Annotated in this window: 18 protein-coding genes and 5 pseudogenes; 9 read left to right on the top strand and 14 right to left on the bottom strand. The window is 48.2% G+C overall.

What is annotated here, in order from left to right:
* Window positions 1–281: 281 nt before the first annotated feature.
* Window positions 282–548: pseudogene (locus tag AS136_RS22375) on the top strand (Tn3 family transposase); the annotation flags it as partial.
* A 275-nt stretch (window positions 549–823) separates the two neighbouring features.
* Here AS136_RS22375 and AS136_RS22370 read toward each other — a convergent pair.
* Genes AS136_RS22370 through AS136_RS22360 form a run of 3 tightly spaced genes read right to left on the bottom strand, consistent with a single transcriptional unit; the run spans window position 824 to window position 3130 of the window.
* Window positions 824–1471, bottom strand: coding sequence for a cysteine hydrolase family protein (locus AS136_RS22370; RefSeq protein ID WP_055323534.1), 648 nt, complete (start codon window positions 1469–1471; stop codon window positions 824–826).
* Between the two features lie 3 nt (window positions 1472–1474).
* Window positions 1475–2224 (bottom strand): N-formylglutamate amidohydrolase, encoded by a 750-nt coding sequence (locus AS136_RS22365; RefSeq protein ID WP_055323535.1) that lies wholly within the window; start codon window positions 2222–2224, stop codon window positions 1475–1477.
* A gap of 54 nt (window positions 2225–2278) precedes the next feature.
* Window positions 2279–3130: a MurR/RpiR family transcriptional regulator gene (locus AS136_RS22360; protein ID WP_055323543.1), complete on the bottom strand. Its 852-nt coding sequence runs from the start codon at window positions 3128–3130 to the stop codon at window positions 2279–2281.
* Between the two features lie 172 nt (window positions 3131–3302).
* On the opposite strand from AS136_RS22360, the gene AS136_RS22355 reads away from it, so the two are divergent.
* The 4 genes and pseudogenes from AS136_RS22355 (at window position 3303) to AS136_RS29405 (ending at window position 7982) form a co-directional block, all read left to right on the top strand.
* Window positions 3303–4673, top strand: coding sequence for a type I glutamate--ammonia ligase (locus AS136_RS22355; RefSeq protein ID WP_055323536.1), 1371 nt, complete (start codon window positions 3303–3305; stop codon window positions 4671–4673).
* A gap of 68 nt (window positions 4674–4741) precedes the next feature.
* Window positions 4742–6208 carry an APC family permease gene (locus AS136_RS22350; RefSeq protein WP_055323544.1) on the top strand — a complete coding sequence of 489 codons (1467 nt, stop codon included), beginning with the start codon at window positions 4742–4744 and terminating at the stop codon, window positions 6206–6208.
* Window positions 6205–7527, top strand: a complete 1323-nt coding sequence (locus tag AS136_RS22345; protein WP_055323537.1) for an aspartate aminotransferase family protein — start codon at window positions 6205–6207, stop codon at window positions 7525–7527. Before AS136_RS22350 ends, AS136_RS22345 begins: the two co-directional genes overlap by 4 nt.
* Before the next feature lie 60 nt (window positions 7528–7587).
* A pseudogene (locus AS136_RS29405) lies at window positions 7588–7982 on the top strand (DJ-1/PfpI family protein).
* A 309-nt stretch (window positions 7983–8291) separates the two neighbouring features.
* Here the strand turns inward: AS136_RS29405 and AS136_RS29110 are convergent.
* On the bottom strand, window positions 8292–8756 hold the full coding sequence (locus tag AS136_RS29110) for a hypothetical protein (protein WP_223170082.1): 465 nt from the start codon (window positions 8754–8756) through the stop codon (window positions 8292–8294).
* Here AS136_RS29110 and AS136_RS29290 point away from each other — a divergent pair.
* Window positions 8757–9213 (top strand): annotated as a pseudogene (locus AS136_RS29290) (MFS transporter); the annotation flags it as partial. It lies immediately after the preceding gene.
* Window positions 9214–9218: 5 nt separating this feature from the next.
* On the opposite strand, the gene AS136_RS22330 reads toward AS136_RS29290, so the two are convergent.
* From AS136_RS22330 to AS136_RS22300, 7 genes are read right to left on the bottom strand one after another with little or no spacing between them, the layout of a single operon-like run.
* Entirely contained in the window at window positions 9219–9980 is a 762-nt protein-coding gene (locus AS136_RS22330) for an SDR family NAD(P)-dependent oxidoreductase (protein WP_055323539.1), read from the bottom strand.
* A complete protein-coding gene (locus AS136_RS22325; protein ID WP_049117682.1) occupies window positions 9977–10942 on the bottom strand; it encodes a zinc-dependent alcohol dehydrogenase in 966 nt (321 codons plus the stop codon). The genes AS136_RS22330 and AS136_RS22325 overlap by 4 nt, the downstream gene beginning before the upstream one ends.
* Window position 10943: 1 nt before the next feature.
* Window positions 10944–12239: a hypothetical protein gene (locus AS136_RS22320; protein ID WP_055323540.1), complete on the bottom strand. Its 1296-nt coding sequence runs from the start codon at window positions 12237–12239 to the stop codon at window positions 10944–10946.
* Window positions 12232–13560, bottom strand: a complete 1329-nt coding sequence (gene hisD, locus AS136_RS22315; protein WP_055323541.1) for a histidinol dehydrogenase — start codon at window positions 13558–13560, stop codon at window positions 12232–12234. The genes AS136_RS22320 and hisD overlap by 8 nt, the downstream gene beginning before the upstream one ends.
* A 20-nt stretch (window positions 13561–13580) precedes the next feature.
* Entirely contained in the window at window positions 13581–14333 is a 753-nt protein-coding gene (locus tag AS136_RS22310) for an ABC transporter ATP-binding protein (protein ID WP_032445134.1), read from the bottom strand.
* Window positions 14333–15175, bottom strand: coding sequence for an ABC transporter permease (locus AS136_RS22305; RefSeq protein WP_049117517.1), 843 nt, complete (start codon window positions 15173–15175; stop codon window positions 14333–14335). Before AS136_RS22305 ends, AS136_RS22310 begins: the two co-directional genes overlap by 1 nt.
* 60 nt (window positions 15176–15235) lie before the next feature.
* Window positions 15236–16222: an ABC transporter substrate-binding protein gene (locus AS136_RS22300; protein ID WP_049117516.1), complete on the bottom strand. Its 987-nt coding sequence runs from the start codon at window positions 16220–16222 to the stop codon at window positions 15236–15238.
* Window positions 16223–16661: 439 nt separating this feature from the next.
* Between AS136_RS22300 and AS136_RS29400 the strand changes: the two are divergent.
* Window positions 16662–17008: pseudogene (locus AS136_RS29400) on the top strand (IS66 family transposase); the annotation flags it as partial.
* 234 nt (window positions 17009–17242) lie between these two features.
* On the opposite strand, the gene AS136_RS22295 reads toward AS136_RS29400, so the two are convergent.
* Both AS136_RS22295 and AS136_RS22290 read right to left on the bottom strand, forming a co-directional pair.
* The gene (locus AS136_RS22295) at window positions 17243–18385 is read right to left on the bottom strand and encodes an alpha-hydroxy acid oxidase (protein WP_049117514.1); all 1143 of its coding nucleotides are present in this window, start codon (window positions 18383–18385) and stop codon (window positions 17243–17245) included.
* A 921-nt stretch (window positions 18386–19306) separates the two neighbouring features.
* Window positions 19307–20263, bottom strand: a complete 957-nt coding sequence (locus AS136_RS22290) for a 2-hydroxyacid dehydrogenase (RefSeq protein WP_049118216.1) — start codon at window positions 20261–20263, stop codon at window positions 19307–19309.
* Window positions 20264–20846: 583 nt separating this feature from the next.
* Here AS136_RS22290 and AS136_RS28335 point away from each other — a divergent pair.
* A pseudogene (locus tag AS136_RS28335) lies at window positions 20847–20966 on the top strand (serine/threonine protein kinase); the annotation flags it as partial.
* A gap of 118 nt (window positions 20967–21084) precedes the next feature.
* Window positions 21085–21825 (top strand): tyrosine-type recombinase/integrase, encoded by a 741-nt coding sequence (locus AS136_RS22285; RefSeq protein ID WP_001515717.1) that lies wholly within the window; start codon window positions 21085–21087, stop codon window positions 21823–21825.
* A 782-nt stretch (window positions 21826–22607) separates the two neighbouring features.
* Here AS136_RS22285 and AS136_RS22280 read toward each other — a convergent pair.
* Window positions 22608–23618 (bottom strand): RepB family plasmid replication initiator protein, encoded by a 1011-nt coding sequence (locus AS136_RS22280; protein ID WP_032740675.1) that lies wholly within the window; start codon window positions 23616–23618, stop codon window positions 22608–22610.
* Window positions 23619–24323: the final 705 nt, after the last annotated feature.

The raw sequence follows: 24323 nt of genomic DNA, 5'->3' as shown, positions 1-24323 counted from the left end.
AAAAGATGAACACACATGGACTATTAGTCGTGAGGTGGATATTTCAACAATAAGCCCTCTGGCGCCGCAGGCCTCAATGAGGCATCCGGAAAAAGAACTCACAGAGGATACTTTTTTCCAAGCGATAGAAGATATTGCATAAACCAGAGTCTTTGTTAAATCAACGGCATGGCTTCGGCTTCTTCCAATGAAAATCAGGCGCCGTCATTCTCTGGCGGTGCCTCTCTGTGAGCTGGAAGAAAGACCGGAGACTTCAGTTTAGTCTGGCACTGTTTTCAGGGAGGAGATCACTGGAAGATCAACTGGGTGCACTGGGCCTGGTCACTAACGCAGTGGTACTGTGGAACACGCTTTATATGCAAGAAGCACTGAGCTGGATGCGCAGTAATGGAGAAGAAACCGGGGTTGAAGATATCGCCCGGTTATCCCCACTGATGCACGGGCATATCAATATGCTGGGGCATTATACGTTCACGCTTCCGGAGGATATTGTAAAGGGAGAACTGAGAGCATTAAATTTTAATATAAATAGCGAATTATCTTCTTAACGTACGTTTGCGTTCCATTGGGCCTCAAACCCCTCATAATAGTCAAATACGCTACTGCATCCCAGGCAACCAAAATTATAATTGCCTTAATACCAATATTATATTGAATTCTCAGGATGAATTACGATTATTCATTTTTATTAAATCTTGGTTGAGCTCATTTTAACTATTCTCTCTGGCGCGGAACCGTTCAGCTGTCTTTTACAAAAAATAACGGTAAACACGGCTCCGGCCAAAGAAATTTTCACAGTACCGGATAATCGTGAGGCTGCCGCTTATCCAGCGAAGAGTTCATTGAGAAACTCCTGAGTAGTGATTTGCCTGCAATAACCTTTTATAGCGTTGAGAGAGTTTTGATGGCGTTCAGCCGACAGTGTCGCGCAAGCATCAGTCACTAAGGTTACCAGGTATCCCAGATCACAGGCGTCACGTACTGCGCTTTCAATACACTGGTCGGTAAGAAAACCCGCAACCACAAGATAACGGGTACCAAGGTTACGTAGTACATAATCAATGTTGGTCGAGATAAATACGCTGGAAGAGGTTTTTGACAGAACAATTTCATCTTCTGCAGGAGCAATAGCTTCCAGAACCTGCGCGTCCCAGGAATCACGCGGCACGTTAAAGCCGGTAATTTTGTAGTCCAGGCTGCGGTCACGGCCATCTTTGGTCAGACTTTCTATAACGGTATACATCACTTCAACCTGACCTGCACGACATGCAGTCTGGATTTTTTGCATATTAGAAATTGTTTCGCGTTCAATTATATCAAAGAAGTAGCCGAACCTCTCACTCAGTTCGGTTGTCGACATCCCAACATATTCCCCACCATCACGGCGAGCATTGTAATTTTGTACATCAATAAATAACAGCGTTGCAGCTTGCTTCTCAATTGGGATCTCACGGCTGGACGGTTTAAACATTCGTTATGCCTCTTTTTTATATTGTTGACTGGTGAGAATGTTCCAGCTATCTGCGAATATTTGAGCCAGATCTTCTGCCCAGGTCCGTTGACCTTTTGATTCTGTAATCAAATCCTGACGAATTTCTATTTCAACATAGGGGAGTTCATTTTTATTGGCGTGCTGAGGAACAGCATAGTCAGTCACATCTGAAACGGAGTAAGGCAGATTATCTCCAACACACCATCGCCGGGTTTGTTTTAATTGCTCCAGCACCGTAAGAGCATATTCAGCCTGATGCTGGTACAGAACACCGATCTCCCATGGCCGCGACTCACCATGATATACCGGTGTAAAGCTGTGCATCGCGAGGATACAGGTAGGAATACCGTGTTTCTTCCTTTCAGTCAGTATCGCGCGTATAGCATCATGATAAGGTGTGAAAATTTCGTCACGCCTCTGGTCACGCTCCTGCTGGGTCAGGCCGATATTTCCCGGAATGGAAGTTGCTTCAGACACCTCCGGGATGGAGCTGGGGATACCTGGTTGCCGGTTACAGTCAATCACAAGTCGGGAATATATCTGATGCACCAGTGGAGCGTTCAGTAAACGGCTAAGATGTCGGGAAACGGCCAGCACGCCCAAATCCCAGCCGATATGTCGATCTATTTCATGCTGCGGTAAACCTAAATCGCCAAGCTGGCGGGGGATACGTTTTCCACCATGGTCACAAAGGATCAAAAAAGGAGAAATGCCCGATTGGTTTTCCATCATTACCGGAGCAGGTTCATCTGAAAAAAGAAGAGGGGAGCTCACGTCTCGATTACCTCATTTGGATTTTGCATTTAAAGATAGGGGGCCAAGAGCTTCCCACTGCTGCAGGCGCTGCACGGTTTTATCACCCTGGCTTTCCATAATGCTGGCGATAATGGCATCAATAAGGACAATACCGGCGGCGTACCCATCAAAAAGCCATGGTGTTTCGACATGGATGGCCAGAACGACTTTAGCGAGAGAAGCTATGGGGGAAAGTTGGGTATCCGTCACGGCTATGATTGTGGCACCGCGTGCCACAATCTCCTGTGCCAGCTGATACATATCCTGCTGGTAACGACGAAAATCGAACAACACGAATACGTCATTTTTATTAACGTCTATGATCTGCTGAATACGATCGTGATGGTTTTCGGCGAGCACTTCCACACCGCGTCTCACCTGTTGCAGGTTGCGGCCAAAATACATTGCCAGAGACTGGCTGATACGACCGCCACCGAGGATAATATGATGTTCTTTAGCACCGATGAGACGGGTGGCTTCAGCTATCTCATATTCCGCTATGTCACGTAAGGAACACTGTATCGCCAGCGTCGAGGATGTTATGGCGGCTTCTATCAACGACGATGCGCTTTCTGTCGTTACCCAGTTATCCAGGCGCTGTAAAGGGCCTTTAGCCTGTTCCGATATTTCATCCCTCAGCGCCTGCTGAAAATCAACGAAACCACCATATCCCATTCGACGGGCAAAACGCACCACGGAAGGCAGACTGACGCCAGCCCGATCGGCCAGCATTTGTACTGAACCTAAACCAGCACCGGGATAGTCAGCCAGCATGGCCCTGGCAATTTTACGCTCTGCAGGACTTAGCTCCGCCATGTTGTCTTTTATCTGTTGTGCCAGCACCTGGCTCTCCTTCATTCCACTTCAGGCAAATAACATTACCACAAGCGTTACGTCTGAATCATACGAATATAATATATATTACACATATTGATTTTTTTTCATATATGTAACATACATAAAAAATAATCAAGCGGTGTTTTTTATTCCAACTATAACGGGAGTTTTCGATTTAATGGGCAAGCAATCTGTACGTGTCGATGATGAATTCATTGATTTACAAGACATAAGTGAGAACCTCAGAGCTCTGGGAGTCACGACCCTTTTTACCTCGCTGGTCGATTCTGCGGGCGTAATCCGAGGCAAATCTGTCCCGGTAAATCGGCTCAAAACCCTTTGTCAGTCAGGGGTGGGAGCATCACCTTCCTGGGCTCTGTTCTGCGCCGATAACGCGATTGCCTGGATCCCAGCATTCACGGCTGTTGGCGATCATCGCCTTCGTGCCGATATCAGCTCACTGGTGACATTGCAGGATGGTTTTTGCTGGGCTCCGGTGGATGTTTTTGAACAGGAAGGGCAGCACGCCGCCTGGTGCAGCCGTCATTTTCTACGCCAGCAGGTCACAGCACTGCAAAAACAGGGCATCGAAACTCTGGCAGCCGGTGAGCTTGAATTCTATTTGTTACCAGAACAGGACGTACCGGGGCATAGCGGATGGCACGCTTACGGTATAGGGGGGCTACTGGCACATGAGTCGATGATCAATGATCTCGTCAGAACGCTTGAAGAAGCGAGTGTCGGCCTGGAACAATTTCATGCTGAATATGGCTCCTGCCAGTTTGAGCTTTCACTGGCACCGGCCGATCCCGTGACAATGGTGGATCGCCTGGTGCTGACACGTATTTTACTGGGCCGTATTGCACGCAAACACCATTTACGTGTCAGTTTCTCCCCAAGGCCATTTGCGAATGAGGCAGGTAACGGTGCTCATCTGCATTACTCCTTTACACGTGAGGGGCAACCTCTGCTGGCCGGCGGTACCGGTATCTACGGTATTACTGCTGAGGGTGGGAGCCTGATAGCGGGGATCGTACGATATCTGCCGGAAATGGTGGCATTACTTGCCCCGTCAGTATTGTCTGCCGAACGCCTGCAACCCGGCCACTGGTCAGGCGCGTATGCCTGCTGGGGACTGGAAAACAGGGAAGCCGCAGTACGTTACTGTGCGGCAAATCGGGGCAACCCTTATGGCGCACATCTTGAAGTTAAGTGTATAGATCCTGCTGCCAACCCCTACATTGCCTGTGGCTCAGTGCTTGGGATGGCGCTGGCTGGTCTGAAAGACGAACTTCCCCTACCGCAGCCTACACAATCTGCTCCAGCCGATCTCTCAGAAGCTGAACGCAATGAGCAGAATATCCAGCGACTTATCACAAACCACAGCGAGGCCTTAACCCGTCTCGCGCAAAGCTCACTGGCGCAGTCAATGTTACCTCCGGAGCTACTGGGCGCGCTGATCGCCGTACGTCAGCATGAACAGGATACCTGGGGACATCTACCGTTAGAAACCATCACGGAGATATTCCGCTTCGCATGGTCGGTTTAAGTCTGAACAACATCGGGGCAACCCATAACACATCTCGCAAATTAATTGCGCTTATGAGGGTGATGAAGATGAGTCATGCATCAAATAAAAAGCGAAGTTTAAAACTCTGGGAGGCTCTGGCGCTCTCTTTGGGAATGGTTGGGCCAACACTGGCTATGTCAGGTAATGCGCAGGGGTTAATCGACTCAGTTGGCAAAGCATTGCCGATTGTGTTTGTGTTAGGTCTGATCGGGGTAGCATTAATTGCCTATGGTTTTATCCGTTTGACCCGATTTTATAATCACGCTGGTAGTGCCTACGGTTTGGTCGGAAAAACTGTCGGTCCTCGCGCCGGGTTCTTTTCCGGTTTTGCCATTATGGGGACGTATCTTTTCTTTTCGATTGGCACACTTGCGGCACTGGGTGCATTTACCAATGCTTTTCTGGCCGCATTATTCCCCTCCTCCGGTTTTCAGATCCCATGGATTATCACTGCGACAGTTGGGGTGATATTTAGCTGGATCCTGAATTCTCGTGATGGAAAGACGGTCGCTCGCGTACTGATGGTGATTGAGGGGCTCGGCATCGTATTGATGCTGGTACTGGCTGCAGTGATTGTCGTAAATCAACCGGCGACAGGGGCAGAACATGCTTCATTGTTCAGTTTGAATGGCGTCAGTTTTCAGGCGGTAATGGCTGGCGTCGTCGCCGCTTTCCTCTCCTGGGCTGGCTTTGAGGCCTGTGCCACCCTCGGGGAAGAGACAGAAAACCCCAAGCGCAATATTCCGCTGGCACTGCTGGGTTCCATTCTGCTGACCGGTGTGCTGTTTGTGGGGATGATGTATGTACAAACCCTTGGTTTTGGCCTTAGTGAGTCGGGCCTGAATGCCTTCAAAAATTCAGCGAACTCCCTGGGTACATTATCACAAACATACGTTGGCACTGCATTTACCTTAGCGATGTTGTTTACCGCCATGATGTCTGCCTTCGCGGCAAATTTATCTGCCGCCGCCACCTCCAGCCGTCTGTTATTTGCGCTCGCTCGCGATGGGTTTGGTCCAGCGTGTTTTGCGAAAATGTCAGATAAAAATCATCAACCTCGTAACGCCTTAACCCTGATACTTATTCTCAGTCTGCTGGTTGATGTTGTGGCCTGGCTGAGTGGTAAACCGGCAATGGGAACGGGTAATAGCGCGATAGATGCATACTTTTATTTTGCGATCATCGGCTCCGTTTGCCTGATGATTGCCTATCTGATGATTGAGATTGGTGTGATTAATTTTATCGCCCGTATGGGTCAGAACATCCCTAAATGGGAGCTGATCATGCCAGCACTGGGCATCGTCATTATGGTGATGTCGTTATATTTCAATGTGGCAGGCCAGGAAGAGCTCTTTAGTCCGGCACTGGTGGCGTTTTACTGGTGCATCGCCGGGCTGATCACCATCATTTCGGCACCCAAGCTGGTACGAAATATCGGATTGTCCCTGGCGTCAGAGTTTGCAACCCCAGGTGATAAAGTGGCAACCAGGACAGTACAAAAGGAATGGATATGAGCAAGCAGATCTTTCCTGACGAAGCAGCCAGTTTGTATCAGCGAGACACCCGGTCCGTAGCTGGAATTGAGAAGTTACGCTTCTTCCCGTTAGCCGTTACCGCTGGCAAGGGATGCTGGTTAACTGAAGCAGGTGGCCGGGAATTGCTCGACCTGTCAGCCACATGGACCGCGGCAGGACTGGGTCATGGTCACCCGGAAATCACCGCGGCTATCACCAGGGCTGCACAGAATCCAGCCGGGGCCGGTGGCCTTTCAGCGGTACACCCGGATTCGGTCGGACTTGCAGAGGAGCTGTTGGCCATTACCCCGGGCAACGGGGATCGCTGCGTCTATCTCGGACATGCCGGTAGCGATGCCAACGATGTGGCGCTTCGCGCCTGCCGGCTCGCCAGCGGAAAACGTAAGGTCGTGGCTTTTGCGCATGGGTATCACGGAGGTATCGGGCTGGCGATGAAAGTATCTGGAGTGCATATATCGGCAGGTAACGCAGCTGATCCAGACCTCTACCTGGCCACTTATCCAAATCCATTCAGAACCAATGATGAAGGCGCCGCGGCAGTCAGCGCAAGCCTGCACGAAGTTAAAGAACAACTCGATCAAGGTGATGTGGCTTGTGTGATTGTTGAACCCATCCTGTCGGATGGAGGGATGGTCGTACCACCAAAAGGTTTTTTAGGTAGGTTACATCGATTATGCGTAAAGGCGGGTGTGCCGCTGATATGCGATGAAGTCAAAATGGGTCTGGGGCGCCCCGGGCTGATGCACGCCTTCCAGCATGAGAACATCGTTCCGGAAATCGTCACTTTTGGCAAAGTGTTAGGTGGAGGTTTGCCGCTTTCTGCAACTGTGGGACCCAAAGAGATCCTTGGTGGTCCCGCAGCGCATGCATTGCTTACCACTGCAGGAAATCCTATATGTACAGCCGTAGGCCGTTCTGTGTTGCGTGTGCTGCAGCACGAAGAGCTGCCTGAACGTGCAGCTCAGGCTGGGCTTTACTTCATTCAACTTCTGCGTGAGCTGGAGAAGGACTTACCCGAGATCGGCGATGTTCGCGGGCATGGTCTGGCTATTGGCATCGAGTTAGTCGTTCCTGACGGCAGTAAAAATCCGGACCGGGCGCTCGCGCAAAAAGTCGTATATCAGGCATGGAAAGAGGGCCTGGTGGTGTACTACGTCGGGGGGAATGTGCTGGAAATAACGCCACCGTTAATTATTACCCGGGATGAGATAACCTGCGCGGTAGAAAAACTATCGCTCGCAATACGGAATGCCCCGAAGGTCACACGTGAAGAAATACAGCCTTATGCAGGCTGGTGAGTCTTCCTCATTATAAATCACCTCGCCAGCCAGTCTGGCGAGGTCTGCTTTTAGTGATGTGTGGCCTTATGCAATAGCCCCACCACCATCGAAGTTTTCACCTGTGCCACCAGAGTTAACCGGGATGATGTTCCACTATTTAATGTTTTTACAGTAGGTGAGACGTTAAGCCCGGTACGTGCAAAGGCTGGACTGAAAATAGATCCTGATTTTTCTTTGGAAAATCCCCCTGAAATAGATTGCCTGATTGTTCCGGGTGGGGCCGTAAGCGCTGAACTTGAGAAGCAAAACGTGCTGAGTGGATTGCTAAGCAAGCATTAACCACGACGATAACCGCATCGGTATGTACAGGTGCTTTTTTACTGACAGCCGCCGGGATCATGGAGGGCAAATCGGCCACAACGCACTGGGAAGATGTCACAGATTTGCGTGCAATGTTCCCTGGCTTTTCGTAAAAGAAGGGGGGCGGTGGGTTGATGAGGACGAAATCGTGACTTCGGTAGGAATTTCAGCTGGTATCGATATGAGTTTGCATTTAGTCGAGTGGCTTAATAACAGGGAACTGGTACTATTAACCGCGAAACAACTTGAGTTTGACAAGACTGAGAACCAACCGTCAGTTTAGTACACTTCAGTCAGGCCAATGAACTATATTAGCGATACAGGATAGTTTTGTATTGAGCCAACGATGGCAACTATCCTGAATTTCCGTTCTTTGCTTTAATCGAGCGGGAGCCAGTCATGAAACGAAAATCTTACTACTCTTATCGATCTTTCATCCACACGGAGCAGAAAATGTACACTTCGATGTCTAAAACAATAATAATAGGTGGCCGCCGTTTTATGTTCGAAGGGTACATGCCCGGATCCGGGTATTGGATATAATTAAGGCTCCAGTGATTTCTCTGCTGGAATGATCTTACTTTAAAGCAATTCATGTTAAGATACGGGAACCTTTTCAGTAATAATGTTTCCTCTTCTGCCACCAAGGCTTGACGGGCATTAGGAAAGCGTGGATCGGGGATAATCTCCTTTCTCTCTGTCTTTTCAGGTTTAGCGGCTGCCGGCGCTTCGCTTTTTTTCATGCTGACGCGTGCTTTCATGGCACCGATGGCGGCAACGGCCTGCACCAGGGTTTCACGCTCCGGGTGGGTGAGCAGATCGTCTTCACAAATCAGGGTGTTCAGATTATCGATCAGGGTGGCCAGACGGGTTTCAGTGACTTTCATGGTTCTGCTTTGATAGGATTTCCGGTAGCCGGCTACTTCTCTGATAAGCTGGGGGCCACGAACGGTGCTTATTATTGGCGGTTTGCTCGCGGCATTTGCCACATTGCCACTGGCAATGATTGATGCGGGAAGTCGCTATACGCTTGTGTGGGGCGCAATAGCGGTTAGAGGGTTCGGTTTAGCCCTGGCAACAGTGCCCGCGATGGCTGCGGGCCTGGCTATGGCTGGCAGCCATCACGTCGCTGATGCCGCACCCGTTCTGAATATCCTCCAGCGCATTGGCGCGATGGCGGGCGCGGCGCTGGTGACCGCCTGCAATGTCAGATCTGCCCATACCCGGGGGAGCTTAACCGCGTTTCATCACGCCGGGTGGCTACTTACCGGCGGGGCCGTACTGCTCGCGCTTTGCGCATTATTTATGGTGATCCATTCCACTTTAACAACGCCGGAACAATAAAAGCGTTAAATAGAGGACAAATAGCCGCCATCTATATATAAAGTTTGTCCGGTAATATATTTAGCGGCCTCTGAGCTAAGAAATACCACGCTTCCCGCGAGGTCATCTAACTCACCAAATCTCCCAAGGGGGATCTTTTGCTGCATAGTACTACGCCACTGTGCATCTTGATAAAATACTTGCGTCATCTCTGTTTCAAAATATCCCGGCCCGATACCGTTCACCCGAATGTTATGAGCCGCCCATTCCGTACTGAGCGCTTTCGTTAGCCCGACCAATCCCGATTTAGAGCTACCGTAGGCCGCTGCGCCAGATACGCCAACGCAACTGGTTAATGAGCAGAGGTTAATAATAACTCCACCTTTTCCAGTACTAGCCATGGTTTTCGCTACTGCTTGAGCACAGAAAAAAGCCCCTTTCAGGTTGGTCCCGACAATGTTGTCCCAAAGCGCTTCATTTACTTCAAGTGACGGACAAACCTGCTCAATGCCTGCATTATTGATCAGAATATTGATTCTACCGATGCCAGAAATGACCTCAGTAATGCGAGATGTTTGTGTCACATCCAGAAGTAATCCTGTGATTTCAGCACCTTCCATGGTAAGTGCGTCAACCGCTTTAGTGAGGGTGGCTTGATGCCTGCCAGTTATAATGACGCTGGCTCCTGCCTGTGCCAGAGCTCTGGCGAGGACATAACCAATTCCTCTGGTCGCACCGGTTACCAGGGCTCTTTTACCTTTTAGCGAAAATGTAGATAACACATTCATTGATTGGTCACCGTTTTGAGATAGTGAGAGTCTCCTGAGATGAGAGACATATAGGCATCCGGTAGCTCATCAAGAGTAATGGGAGGCGCAATCAGCTTTCTTAAATCCTCCGCCAGTGAAGCCATTACCTGCAATGCCTCATTCTGTTCATCTTGGAACACACTACAGCCAATAAGAGTAATCTCTTTTTCAACTACCTTATTAAGATCCAGCCCCTTCGAATGTTGAAAAATACCCACGAGGGCAATGCGTCCACCAGACCTGATACTACTCAGGAGATCAATGAGCGCGGCCGGGTGTCCGGAAGCTTCAACGGCGAATGAAAATGTGCCGGGCGGTGAAAGGCCAATAACTGATGAGAGTAATTGATAACGCTGTTTATTAGGTTCCAGTAGCTGAACCCGGCATTTTTTTAGCCGGCTAAGCAGTAATGCGGTTAAGCCGCCTATCGTCCCCCCACCAGCTACACAAACCGTGTCACCTGCAGATGGGTTCAGTTGATTAATCACCCGGAGTGCAACACCCAGAGGCTCACTCAGCACGGCGATATCATCAGGAACACTATCAGGGACAATCAGTAAGTTTTGTAGGGGAAGTATCACTTCTTCAGCGAATCCGCCATCGAATACTTCACCGACAAAGCCTAGTTCTTCACAGAGGTTATTTTCCCCGGCAAGGCAAAAAAAGCAACTTCCACACCATACCCGAGAATCAGCGACGACGCGCATACCGACTCTGAATAGACTTTCGCTTTCGTTAATTTCAGCAATCACTCCGAACAACTCGTGACCGGGCGTAACAGGCAACCGGCTAAACCATTTACCGGTTATGAAATTGTGTAAATCAGATCCGCATATTCCCGCAGCATGTACTTGAACTCTAGCCCATCCCGATTTTAACGTCGGTGGAGCAGAATGCTCTATTTTAACTTCCCTGATACCATATAAGCGTACTGCTTTCATATTAGTTCTCCGTCATAAGAGCGGACATCCATCGGCTAAAATAATCATCCCCATCGCAACCCAGCATGACTGCAATGGAAAAACCTATGGCTGAACTTGTTGCATTATGAACGCTGTCAGAACCACCCCGTAAGTTCATAACTAATGTTGGGCAACAGAAAAGAGCAAGACGCATAATTTGATGCCAGTTATCAGGTAGACATCCCTTTCGTTTCATTTCTGTCAGCAGCGGTTTCCAGTACAATTCCCCTTTGCTTTCAAGGAATGCTTTACGTAAAGGAGTCAGTTGCCAGTCATGGTTGACAGTAAGGGTATTGCCATCTCGCGCTACACTCACGTTATAACGTTCTGCCGCTTCATCCGCTTCATACAGCCAGCAAGGATGAGCAAATATATTATGGAAAGTTGCCTTAATTTCAGCCAGCAACGCTGGAATGGAACTTCCGGCAAAGGCAGGATCAAAACTAACCAGCCTGGGTTTGCTGTGATGGTTTTCATACCATACATTAGCGTTATGGGCATCGCCGTGAGCAACAACGACTCCATGATCTGCTAACCTCTGAGGGTCTAACTCACGACCAGCCTCTAAAAAGAGCTCTCGCAGACTTTTTTCATATGACACGCCATTTATACGCCAGTGGAGACTACTCAGTGTCTGCCAGTCCAACTGCATGTCACCAAGAATAAATTCCTGATTGACATAAAAGCTGGCTACACGACCACCAAGGCCGATGTCATGGCCAGGCGAAACTAGCCGATTCCAGAACAACTGATGAATGGGTTCAGATGCTACTTTCTCAGTTGACGCCATGCGCAAGGTCGGTAACGTATGGGATAAAATGTTGTGATCAGCATAACGTTGAGCTTCGATAACCGGTCCTATTTTCTCCCAGTCCGATTTGGTCTCAATCTCTCGGCAAACATCTGCTAGCCGCTTATCATCGCGAAGCTTATACAGTAGAATTTGGCGTCCAGGTTCTCCGCAGGCGTAGACGGGGATATCTACATCAAAACCGTGATCTCGCAAAAGTGCCGCCCGGTAATATTCTTGAATAGTCTGCTCTTCTCCCTCTTCATGATGATACTTAAAGAAAAAGGAACGGCCATTTACCAATGAAACACGCCCATTCAAAGAATTCAGACTATATTGGTCACGATTAATCTGCAGGCTTAATGTTTGTTCACCAGTAACTTCGGTGATCAGTTGGCTGAGCTTTTCACTGGCCAACTCCCACTTGCCTTCCTGCGTCAACCTGCGCGCTTCCGCTGCATAGGGTGGGCGTAAAAGTTCAGTCATTCTTACTTCCCTTTAGCAAATCCTGGCGAATGTCCGAAACGGCTAAAGCATGCCCAGGGAATCCTTCATACTCTGCAAGGCGTTTAGCTTGCAGTGCCAGATCTTTGTAGCCACTTTTTGTTACATAGGCGATGGAGATTCTCTTGAGGTAATCAAAAACGGAGAGAGGACCAGACGTTTTAGCTGCGCTGTTTGTTGGCAGAACAGCATTAGGGCCAAGTACAAAATTACCCAGAGTGATTGGAGTATGTTCGCCAAGTAATATTTCACCGGCATTACGAATTTTCGTCATTACATCCATAGGTTCCTGTGCAAGTACCTCCAGGTGTTCAGGTGCGTACTGATTTACGAACTCAATAGCTGTAGAGAAATCCTTTGTCAGCACCACACCTCCGTGAGAGCCGCACAAAACTTTCTGGGAGAACTCTGCACGTTTTTCTCCAATTTTTTTCCAGTACATGGGTAATGCGGCAATAGCTTCTTCAGCTACACGAGGGCTAGAAGTTACCAAATAAGCTGATGAATCTGGGCCATGTTCGGATTCTATAAGAAGATCAAGCGCTGCCAGCGCACCATCGATAGAGTCATCAGCCAGAATCAGGCTCTCACTCGGCCCTGCTGGTATACCTGGATCAATTAGGCTTGATAACTGACGTTTCGCAGCCACTACCCATGGGCTGCCAGGTCCTACGATTTTGAGGCATTTTGGTACTGACTGAGTTCCAAACGCGACTGCAGCCACACCTTGTGCGCCACCACATTTATACACATTCTTGATACCAACAAGACGCGCAGCAATCAACGTTGCATCATCGACCCTCCCATCGGGGCCGGGAGGGGTGATTACGACCGGAAGCGGGACTCCCGCCACGATGGCTGGGACTGCAGTCATGATCAGTACGCTCGGGAATGAGCCTTTACCACGAGGAACATAGCAGGCAACAGCATCTATCGGAACATGGCGATCACCGGCAAAAGCCCCCGGTCTCATCTCCTTCCACCACATTTCCTCTGGTTTCTGTGCCTCATGAAATGCACGAACATTTTCGACGGAGAAACGAATTGATTCGATTACCTCCGGGTCAACGCGGGCAAATGCGTCTTCAAACTCTTGCTCTTCTGCCTTTATAGAAAAGGTCTCTGGTCGCACACCATCAAACTCACGAGCGAAACGGATTAGAGCCTGGTCGCCTTCTGACCTAACGGCCTCAATTATCGGCTTGACCTTTTCGATGAAAAATGACAAATCAGATTCTGTGCGTTTGAATAAATGGGTTGGCAGTACTTCGGAATTCGAAAGGTCATGAAATGTCGGAGACATGTTTAATCCTTAACAGTTAATTAGGAGTGTTGATGAATACGGTTCAGTACTTCATGCTGAAGTTCAATGAATTCTGGTTCACGATTTATACCCTCCTGTCGAGGGCGAGATAACTCAACATGGAAAGTGGTGTCTATATATCCTTGACCCATTACCACTATCCGATCGGAAAGCCTGACCGCCTCTTCGATATCATGAGTAACAAACATTACTGTGAGGCGGTGTTTCTCCCAGATTTCGATAAGTAGTTGCTGCATTTGATGGCGAGTCATGGCGTCAAGAGCACCAAACGGTTCATCCATCAGAAGAATCTTAGGTCGGTAGGAAAGTGCTCGAGCAATGGCAACACGTTGCTTCATTCCTCCGGAAAGTTCGCTGGGCCAGTGGTCTGCAGCATTGCCCAGTTTCACGAGTTCAAGATGTTCTTGAGCGATTTCACGGCATCTTCTGGCTGGTGTTCCTGCTGCTTTTAAAGCAAACTCAATATTGCCTCTAGCTGTCAGCCAGGGAAGCAGCGTGTATGACTGAAATACCACTCCACGGTCCAGTCCTGGGCCTGTTATTGATTCACCATCAACAAGAACATCACCCTTATCGAAATCCTCCAGACCTGCAGCTATTGACAGCATGGTACTTTTTCCACATCCAGATGAGCCGACAATAGAAACGAACTCGTTATCGTTGAGCGTGAGGTCAATGCCATGCAGAACCTGACGCCGGGTCTTGCCCAATGAGAAACTTTTTTCCAGTTTATTAAGCGTCAAAATTGCCATCAGGAACGTCTCCGGTTGTAACGGAAAAGTACATGCTCAGCTGCACGCATAATTTGATCAGTAATGAGCCCCAGGAAACCAAGCAGGAGTATGTAGCCGATGATCGTATCTGTCTGAAAATAGCGTTGAGAAACGACGATCCGATAGCCAAGCCCAGAAGTTGATGCTACAAGTTCAGCAAGAACAAGCCATGTCCATGCCCATCCAAGACTTATGCGTAATGCATCCCATATCGAGGGTAACGCGGAAGGAATGACAATCTGGAGGAGAGTTTTTCGGTCTGACAAGCCGAGTGTCCTGCCCAAACCGACAAAATCAGATGGAACACGTTTAATCGCATCAATCATCATCAGTACCTGTTGAAAAAAAGTACCGATCCAGATGACTAGAAATTTCTGTATATCATCAGTGCCTGTCCACAAGATGGTAAGGGGGACGAAAGCAACAACTGGCATATAGCGGATAAAGTCAACAAGCGGTTCAACAATCGCCTTGAATAACCCATAGCACCCAGCTAAAACACCAATGATAATTGCCATTAATGACGAAATAGTGAAAGCAATGATCATGCGATAAAGGCTGCTGGCAATATCACTCTGTAACGTTCCGTTTTGCGCAAGAGTTATCATCCGAAGCAGGACATTCTCGATTCCTGGCAGGAAAATGGGTTTAATGGTGCCGCTGGATGTCGCAAGCCACCATATAAGAAGGAGCAGCACGAAAACTGCTACAGAGATTGTGAGGAACTGAGAACGTGTAGGCTCTTTCCCTATGGTTAATAAGTTTGAATACCGCCTTTTTTTGGCATGGACATTTACTTTCTGAGTTTCGAGAGAACTCATAATTCCTCCGTGTGCAAGTCTTCACCACTTATAAAATCAGCGGACAGATCTTTAATGTGGTTATTGCGCATTTGCGAAACGAGTATCGATGGTTTGTTCAGTTGTAATGGGCTGCGTGATAATGCCCGCAGCAGTTGCTGCTTTAAGAATATGGGGGAACGTTTTCGTTGTGAAGTCGTGAGCCAGAAGTGCTTTGTTATCGCTTAGGGTAAAATATTTCACGCCATCGAATGCCGTATTTAAGTCTTCTGGAGTCGTGCCCACTGCTTTAGAGATAATAGCGCGACCTTCTGTCGTATTGGCATTGTAATAGTCTAGCGCTTTACCCCAGGTCTGAATAAGTGCCTTAATGGCATCAGGGTGAGTCTTGATGAAATCGTCACGTATTACCAGAACATCGCTGATCAATCCTGGATCAGAGGAACCACTGTATAGAATCTTAAGATTTGTATCGCTTTTTTGGGCCATGCTCAGATAGGGCTCATACGTCACAGCAACAGGAACCCGTCCTGCTATTATAGCATTCCCTGCTGAAGCGGCAGGCATAGGAACAGGTTTTATATCATTAAAGGATAATCCTTCAGATGCTATGGCACTTCTGAGTAAAATATCACTGGTTGTGCCTTCTTCGTAGGCGACCTGCTTACCTTTGAGATCCTTAATGCTTAAAATATCTTTAGTGGCCAGAATTGCATCTGCGCTATTGCTCTGGTCGAGTAATAGCACAATCTTCACTGGGAGACCTGCGGAAATCATTCCCATCGCGGTATGGGTAGCGATATTAGCTGCGTCTATCTGCCCACTCGCCAGTGCGGCATTAATATCTTTATCCTCAGCGAAATTAATGATCTCGACTTGTTTTAGACCTTCCTTTTCAAAAAGATTTTTAGCCGAGGCAATATGCCACTGACCATAACCCAGCCAAGGTTCAATCCCCATTTTCACATGCGTGGCTTCTTCCGCATGAACAGAGAGAGTTGTAACTGACATCATTCCTGCACAGAAAAACGCACTAATTGATTTTTTCACTGTATGGAGAGAATACATGGCTATTTCCTTCCGTTGTCATTGTGGCTACAGGCTGGAGGTTGTCCGAGGAAAACCAAGAGATGTATCATTACTTAGAATCTTCTATTGGCGAAATTAGTTATTTTCTATATCTAAGAGTTAAAAAAAATGTGATAAGTGTTTCTTATTGGTTGTTCTTTTGTAACTAAAAAAGCTTCAAAGATAAAAAAATGAGAAATTATTCCCTAAAATGGAAAAAGACCTTATGAAATTTGGGTGGGCCAATCTCTCGACATCTGCTTGCTGATATACCTTATGCCGTGATCGGAATACGTTTTTTTTTGAAACAGTCTTAAGATTTACCGGCCAATGATAATCCCCATCTGGGGATCTGAGTTCGTAAGTTGATTGATTGGACTGAGCCCTGCCCATAGACAAATTCTATTCTCACGACGAGGCTTGCCCGTGCTCTAACCCAGAGTACACAGAGCAGTTTCGTCAGTTTGAAGTATACGGCCGCTGAGTAGCTCACTGCTGTCGGGCTGAGTGGAGGGATGCTGCCAGCTCCTGTCACCCCGCAGGAGGGGGGCTTCGGTGCTTTGTGCTGACTGAAGGCAAGCTCCACACCGATGACATGCCCGTACCGGTGCTGTTGCCCGGTAATACGAAGATGAAGAGCGGGCGGTTGTGGACGTAGGTTCGTGTTAACCACAACGCAGGCTCAACACTAGCAACGGCTACGTTGTTGGTCTTCAAACCGGCAGAAAAGTCATCCACTCGCAGACCCATCTTGCAGGCTTAAACTGTGTATTGCAGACAAATGCGTAACCGGGTTCGACGAGTTTTAACACAATTGCCAGCGAAATTATACCATGTCGCACCGTATTACGAACCTGATAGGCCTAGCCCGCCAAAATGGTTCTCACTCTACGCTTACTCATATAGCAAGTGTAAAGGATCATAACGTACTTTCCGTCTTCTAACTTTCTGCAACTTCACACCTAAAAAAAATAGGGTCTTATAACCGCCTGTGTAGATGTAGGCGGAACTGTACGTCGGTTAATTCCTTGCATGATGGAGCAGTCCAGAATGAAGTTCAGTGATATCGGTACAGCCCAACTGTGCCATTGTACGATCGATTTCAGCGATCAACGACTCTAGGGTGGCTGACACCAGCGCTTCGCCTCCTACAGCCACTGCGTATAATAGTGGACGTCCCAGTAATACTGCATTTGCGCCTAACGCCAGAGCTTTTACCACATCAGTACCGCGTCTGAAGCCGCTATCGAGTAACACGTTAAAGTTAGGGCCCACCGCCTTTCGGATGTCTGGCAAAACCAGCATTGGGCTAAATGTTCCATCTAACTGACGACCGCCGTGGTTAGATACTACAATACCTTCGGCCTTTAGTTGTTGTGCGGCTAATGCATCTTCAGTCGTCATTATACCTTTGATATACAACGGCCCCGGCCACAATTCGCGTATCCATTCCAGTGTTTGCCAGGTTAATGTAGGATCCATCTGTTGGGCGAAGTAGGTGGCCGCGCCCATACCGCGCTGAAACTCTGAGGGAAGGTAAGGTTTGAGGTTACCAAAGCCCGGCATCCCTGCAGGACGTAGTGTACGCCACACCCATCCAGGGTGCCGTGCTACATCTGCCAGCGCACGGAACGAAAGCTTCATCGGCCGTCGGTAGTGCGATTTATCGCGTTCACGGTTGCCGAAATGCACTGCATCTACCGACACTACCAACGCCGAGCAGCCTGAATGGCGCGCTCGCTCAATCAAGTTGGCTGTGACAGCGCGGTCCTTCAGAACATACAGTTGAAACCAGCGCGGCCCGCTGCTAACAGTTGCAGTCTCTTCCAGTGATGCCGTCGAAACGGTGCTCTGAATATAACCTATGCCGCTATGCGCGGCGGCTCGCGCTAGCATCTGATCGGCCTCATGACGCAGCATGCCATTGTAACCAGTTGGAGCTATCAGCAGCGGTGCAGCTAATAGGTCATTTCCAAGTGGTGTATGCAGACTGCGTACACTTGCATCCTTTAATACCGTTGGTTTAAACATCCAACGTTCAAAGACTTCTCTGTTATGTCTCAGAGTCTGCTCGTTGTCAGCGCCACCATCTACATAATCGAATGCAAAGCCCGGTAGCGCACGTTGCGCTGCCCGACGTAAGTTCTCACAGTTAATAACCATAATAGCGTATGCTCCTCAGGCTTTATCACAAATAGATCAGATTCGTATCGTTGTGGATGTGGTTGATCTCAACAGCCCATACCATGGAGAGGAAAACATGCAGGAAGAGGGAACAAGAGCGATTTGAATTTGACGTTCATTCATGTTCACGAGGTTTCCTAAGTAAGTGACTTGGTTTATACACTTTATCGTTTGTAAGAAACTATTGTCGTACGGCAAGAAACTATGTCATCCTTGAAGCCACTATCAGCAGCAGGTGAAATTTCAGAATGACGTTACATTACATAATGATTATCTTCCTAAAGGCAAGATCTAAGGCATGGCCGGTGTAAGTTACATTTTGATTTCTGCGCCAATATGGGGATTCAGCCAAACAAAAGCCAAGTCATTCATAACGACAGGTGTAAACTCTTACTCAAGACAAGGGGTAAAACTTTCTCGGTGACTTTCAATATTATGCACTTACTCATTCCTTTTGCACAAATATTAATTATATTGCTTCTGAATTAAAAAAAACTATAACAACATAAGACTTTTGCATATCTTAGATGAAGATTATAAGTTGTTATTAGGGATGATTCCCGAAGGGTAACAAATATTTTACAAGCTTCCTTGGTTGTATAAATACCAATTGATGAGTCTTGTTGTATGTGATAGTACTATAAAAGGCTAGAACATAACTCTATGTTTCCTAAAATTACCTTTTACCGAATTTGTAGTTTTCAGCAAGCCTCGCTGCTGTTAACTGCTCCTGTTTTGCATTCATTTCTTCCTCGCCAGACTCTATGGAATTTATCCGTTCACGATCAAGAGTTTAACATTGTAATCGTCATAAATACGCCATACTTCTTGTGTTTCAACCTCTTCCCTCCTCCCGTAAACTTTTCTGACTAATTCCCACAGAGCATTTATTCTGTACATTTAGTAACCGTACTCACGATTAAATACCAAAGGTAATGGCAATCCAGAACGATCAGCCTGAATAATCTCAATAGCCTGTTTTGCTTTAGCGGTGTTAGAAATCAACGATGCAACGTGACTGGTAATGATTATCCGGGGATGTCTCCACAAAGGATCTTCAGGCGGTAGGGGTTCCACTGGAAAAACATCCAACACAGCGCCGCTTAAATGTCCGTTGTTTAGCCCGACCAATAACGCATCATGATCCAATTGGTGGCCGCGTCCAACATTAATCAGTCCTGCATTCGGAGGTAATTGCTCTAGAAGTTCTGCATTGATGATGCCACGTGTTGCTATAGTGTCGGGAAGTAAATTAACTAAAATGTGACTTTCGCGAAGAAAAGCTGCTAACTGATCGTTTTCAGCGTAACATTGTACACCGTGGGAATTTTTCTCGGTACGCGACCAGCCTCGCACAGTGAAGCCATTGGCCAACAGGCGTTTAGCTACAGCAGTGCCTAGACGTCCCATACCCATTATACCTACTGACGTTTCGTTCACTAGTCTGCCTGTTAGCTTATTGTTCCAGCTCTGCCTTTTCTGCGCCTGCATCACCAGCGGAATCTGGCGTACAAGCAGGTAACATGCCATAGTCACATAATCAGCCATTCTGCTCTCAGTTTCTGGCGTAACCATGCGAGTGATTGGAATATTGGCGGGAACTGTCGAATCATTCAAAATATGATCCACTCCTGCTGCCTCGCTTAATATCACGCGTAAATTTGGGAATTGAGCAAGCTTGCCTCTCTCAGGCTCCCACACTAAAACATAGTGAACACTTTCAGGCTCAACTGAAGGGTCATCCCAGCTCGCGATACGCAAGTCAGGGAAATTAGGTAAAAAAAGATTTCGCCATTCGTCGATATCTTCGCGACTTACGAAGTTTATTAACAACGTTTGCTGGTATGTGGTTCTCATCTTAGTCTCTATAGCTATTTATGCGTTTCTGAATTAGGCTGTTCAGTGAGACTATTCGAGATGAGGGTGCCGGTAAAATAGTTTTAATGTGGCTTTTACATAGTAATTATTGAGGGGGTAATGTCAGAAACCAACATTTTTGCTACCCTGTATCTGCTAGGTGTTTGGCTTTATTCTACATAACCCCTGGAGATTTCACCGATAATCCGACAGAATAACGGTAGTTCGGGGCTAAAGTCAGAAGAGGCTAATAGCTATGCGAACTATTAGATCACTTTAAGATAATACAGCCCGGATTGTGTACTCTAACAATCTACAAACAAACCATAATCACCAACCGGACTGAACGATGCCGATTGTAGCACCACTCCCCGTAACTCCGAAACTGGCAGTGGAAAGCAGAGGTAACTCTGAACCCGTAACAGAAACATCTGATAGCATAATGAACATCATGGGTGACTACTTTGTTAACACTTAACGCTGTATAAGATTGTTCATCTTAAGATCCCGCAGGTTCCTGCGTTGTACCGGGCGAGTTTTTTCCTGGCTCTCTTACCCACCACTTTAGTTTCTCACTTTGTATTGGCATTACCCCAATTCTCCCAAAAACCGTAAAACGGCCCTCAGCCCGCGTCATGACTGGCTTCATGGAGGATCTGAGCAGAAAAAGGATCCTTTACGTATTTGGTTTTACCCGCAATAATGCGAGATAAGACAATTAAAGGATCCGCGCGCTGCGATTTATTGTGATGGCAGGATCTGCCGCTTCAGGCCAGAATAGTTCTATCCAAACCCGTCGTGCGCTACGTGAAAAATAACTCATGAACAGCATCATTCCCCTGCAGAATTCACCAGAACGCGTCTCTCTGCTGCCGATCGCCCCGGGCGTTGATTTTGCGACCGCGGTGGCACTCCGGCGGATGGCCACCTCAACAGGTGCCACGCCGGCTTACCTCCTGGCGCCGGAAGTGAGCGCCCTCCTCTGGTATATGCCGGACCAGCGTCACCATATGCTGTTCGCCACCATGTGGAATACCGGGATCCGTATCGGTGAAGCCCGGACGCTCACCCCGGAATCCTTCGACCTGGATGGTCTGCGCCCTTTTGTTCGGGTGCTGTCGGAAAAAGTGCGGGCACGTCGTGGCCGGCCGCCAAAAGATGAAGTGCGTCTGGTACCGCTGACGGATGCCAGTTTTGTGCGTCAGATGGAGAGCTGGATGGTCACCACCCGCCCCCGCCGGCGGGAGCCGTTATGGCCGGTCACGGATGAGACAATGCGCAACTGGCTGAAACAGGCGGTGAAGCGGGCTGAAGCTGACGGCGTGCATTTTTCGATTCCGGTAACGCCGCATACTTTCCGGCACAGCTATATCATGCACATGCTTTATCACCGGCAGCCCAGGAAGGTCATCCAGGCGCTGGCCGGGCATAAGGATCCGCGCTCGATGGAAGTCTATACCCGGGTATTTGCGCTGGACATGGCAGCCACCCTGGCCGTTCCCTTTACCGGTGACGGTCGAGATGCTGCGGAGATCCTTCGTTCCCTGCCACCCGCCGGCTGAGATTGTCGGGCAGGCGGCCGGAGCTTTTGCCGCTACGTGAAAGGACTCGCTCCGCTCCCGGGTGAGGCTCAACGTGCCGGACGCATAAGCGTGACGCTTATCCGGTATGACCCGGACATCATTTCTGTTCGGGTCTGGGCTAATACCGCATCCAGTCCCCCCTCACCTTCATATCGCACCATGACATCATCCGCATTAAGCAGGCCCGGTCTTCAGGTGATCAACTGACATCTTCATACCGCAGACAATAAAAATTACTGTGATCCGGATATCAGCAGGAGTCCTGAGCGAGCAGGTTACAGTGTAAATACCTGAGGGGCCTTTCAAACCCGGCAAGCCTGGTCGTTATTCAGTACGAACATATCGTCAGTGACTGCGTCCCGGGGCGGTTCTGACAGCCATGGGCTTTCTCTTTACGATTGCAGGCGGACCGCGGGTACGACAGGATTAGCGAACTTCGGAGGACTGGTTTTAGCGGCAATACGGGGATCAATGCTTTGCTGAGCAGTTTCATTCAGTGCGGACCGGGGATGTACTCAAATATTGACTGTGGGATGCAGTCATATGGAGAGTACTCAGCTGGCCGGGTAACATCCCCGTCAAACTTACATACCGCAGTCAATATCAGCATACTCTGGCCAGAAATAACATACTTCAGTCAATATTGTCCATTATTCACATGCAGGAAAGAGAGCGAATATTGACTGTGGTATGCGTGATGCATATCACAGTCAATAACTAATCGCTTATGCATACGGCAGTCATGGTAATGCGTATCGCAGTCAATTTTCCGGCTTCATCGCCGAGAGCGCTTCAGCAAGTTTCTGAGGATCGATGCCTGCAGCCTTCAGTGCCTTAATGACTTCGTCATAATTCTGCTCCGGCGCCTGCTCCTCTTCCTCCCTGCGCGGTACCTTCACCGTCCCACTGATGAGTTTGGGATTGCGATAATGCACACTGAAGTAAGTCGCCCGGCCACGTTTAAACTCGGTGTAATCCAGATAGCCGATATCCCGCAGCTGCTCCATCGCCTTTCGGACCGTGTGGTTCTGCGTATAGACATTTGAGGTGAGATTCAGCCTGTCCCGCATACGTTTCATGGAGATAGGCGCGGGATTCTGGGGAAGGCTCTCGATGTAGGTATACAGTGCCTGGGCCGATTCCTTCCGCTGCAGGGCGTCAATCGCTTTCAGCCGAAGCAGTACCCGCCTGTCCATGTGGTAAAGCTCAAAGAGCTTGGGTTCAGCCTTGATCTCCACGATATCCTCGTTGATGTCATAATAGGCTGACTGCACCAGATGGGTGGTCCATCCTTTCGTCTCGCTCTGGAATTTCAGAGTAACCGAGGCGAGTTTAAACAGAGAATTACTGATGCGATCGCGCATTTTCTTGTTTGAGCGCCGGGAGTCAAATCCACACATCTTAACGAATTCAACGAACGACAGTTCCAGGGTGTCACTTTTTACCCCATACTCTGACATCGAGCGAATGATGCCGAGCCAGACTTTAAAATCCGTGTCCATATCAAGACGCGAGCCGGTGATCTTAACGTCGGTGTACCCTTCGCTTTTAGCAATGGACAGTTGTACAAGCTCCTCAGTGGCATCTGTGACGTTTTTACGGTTCGCCTTACTCCTGGAGGTTGATTTCAGGGTTGGAACGAAGAGACCGAGCCTCATGAGCGCTACCGGCTGCACAGTACTGGTACTGTTGACATCCAGCTTAACAACTTCACCGGTTGTCTTGTCCACTTCCTGAAGATTGAGAGGTAAGCTGTTATTTTCGCTCGTCATCTTGATCCTCAACGGTTATCCACAAAAGAATGTCGTTATACGTATCGCAGTCAACGGATATACATACCTCAGTAAATACCGTTGCATATCACAGTATTAGATTTTGCATACAGCAGTCAACATTTTACATTCCATAGTCGATCCAGTATGACGTTCAGGCCAGTCACGGCGCCTGCTGCAGCGATCCGGGGATCTCTTTAGGATCTCAATATGATCTCTTTGGGATCAATTACTGGATCGAAGCAATGAATAACGCTTATCCCCGACCATATGCTTCCACACTACATTCTGGGTCCTACAAAGATTTTCTGAGTACCACGTGAGTAACGCTCCCTGATTCAACATTAAATATTGACTGCGATATGTAGGATCTTCTTTTGTTGTTAACCAGTCTCCGGCTTTCAGTTTCATACCATAGTCAATTTTTTACATATCACAGTCAATTTCATGAAGAGAGACTGATCCGGAGAAATAGCTGGCATCGTAGCGTTAGTGCTTTGTGCAGCCTCTGTACTTTTCCGCTTCCTCGCCGCGATCTCACTACGTGAGATCGCTTACTGCGGCGAGCGGCAGTGAGAAATATTTACTACGGTATGTGATTTACTCCCTCTTCTCCGGTTTATTGCCTTCATCACCGTCAGCTTTGCAATTTTCATATGACTTTGCGATTTTATTGTTGCTTTGCAAAAAATTCCAAGATTTAAT

Origin of the sequence: Klebsiella sp. D5A (genome assembly GCF_001620885.1) — a bacterium.
In the GTDB taxonomy this organism is placed as follows: domain Bacteria; phylum Pseudomonadota; class Gammaproteobacteria; order Enterobacterales; family Enterobacteriaceae; genus Klebsiella; species Klebsiella variicola.
This window is presented reverse-complemented; position numbering and strand designations above follow the sequence as displayed.

What these genes read in the sequence shown, in the direction of transcription:
- AS136_RS22370 (WP_055323534.1), bottom strand. Translation starts at nt 1,471, where the DNA reads ATGTTTAAACCGTCCAGCCGTGAGATCCCAATTGAGAAGCAAGCTGCA.
- AS136_RS22365 (WP_055323535.1), bottom strand. Translation starts at nt 2,224, where the DNA reads ATGATGGAAAACCAATCGGGCATTTCTCCTTTTTTGATCCTTTGTGAC.
- AS136_RS22355 (WP_055323536.1), top strand. Translation starts at nt 3,303, where the DNA reads ATGGGCAAGCAATCTGTACGTGTCGATGATGAATTCATTGATTTACAA.
- AS136_RS22350 (WP_055323544.1), top strand. Translation starts at nt 4,742, where the DNA reads ATGAGTCATGCATCAAATAAAAAGCGAAGTTTAAAACTCTGGGAGGCT.
- AS136_RS22345 (WP_055323537.1), top strand. Translation starts at nt 6,205, where the DNA reads ATGAGCAAGCAGATCTTTCCTGACGAAGCAGCCAGTTTGTATCAGCGA.
- AS136_RS29110 (WP_223170082.1), bottom strand. Translation starts at nt 8,756, where the DNA reads ATGAAAGTCACTGAAACCCGTCTGGCCACCCTGATCGATAATCTGAAC.
- AS136_RS22330 (WP_055323539.1), bottom strand. Translation starts at nt 9,980, where the DNA reads ATGAATGTGTTATCTACATTTTCGCTAAAAGGTAAAAGAGCCCTGGTA.
- AS136_RS22325 (WP_049117682.1), bottom strand. Translation starts at nt 10,942, where the DNA reads ATGAAAGCAGTACGCTTATATGGTATCAGGGAAGTTAAAATAGAGCAT.
- AS136_RS22320 (WP_055323540.1), bottom strand. Translation starts at nt 12,239, where the DNA reads ATGACTGAACTTTTACGCCCACCCTATGCAGCGGAAGCGCGCAGGTTG.
- hisD (WP_055323541.1), bottom strand. Translation starts at nt 13,560, where the DNA reads ATGTCTCCGACATTTCATGACCTTTCGAATTCCGAAGTACTGCCAACC.
- AS136_RS22310 (WP_032445134.1), bottom strand. Translation starts at nt 14,333, where the DNA reads ATGGCAATTTTGACGCTTAATAAACTGGAAAAAAGTTTCTCATTGGGC.
- AS136_RS22305 (WP_049117517.1), bottom strand. Translation starts at nt 15,175, where the DNA reads ATGAGTTCTCTCGAAACTCAGAAAGTAAATGTCCATGCCAAAAAAAGG.
- AS136_RS22300 (WP_049117516.1), bottom strand. Translation starts at nt 16,222, where the DNA reads ATGTATTCTCTCCATACAGTGAAAAAATCAATTAGTGCGTTTTTCTGT.
- AS136_RS22295 (WP_049117514.1), bottom strand. Translation starts at nt 18,385, where the DNA reads ATGGTTATTAACTGTGAGAACTTACGTCGGGCAGCGCAACGTGCGCTA.
- AS136_RS22290 (WP_049118216.1), bottom strand. Translation starts at nt 20,263, where the DNA reads ATGAGAACCACATACCAGCAAACGTTGTTAATAAACTTCGTAAGTCGC.
- AS136_RS22285 (WP_001515717.1), top strand. Translation starts at nt 21,085, where the DNA reads ATGAACAGCATCATTCCCCTGCAGAATTCACCAGAACGCGTCTCTCTG.
- AS136_RS22280 (WP_032740675.1), bottom strand. Translation starts at nt 23,618, where the DNA reads ATGACGAGCGAAAATAACAGCTTACCTCTCAATCTTCAGGAAGTGGAC.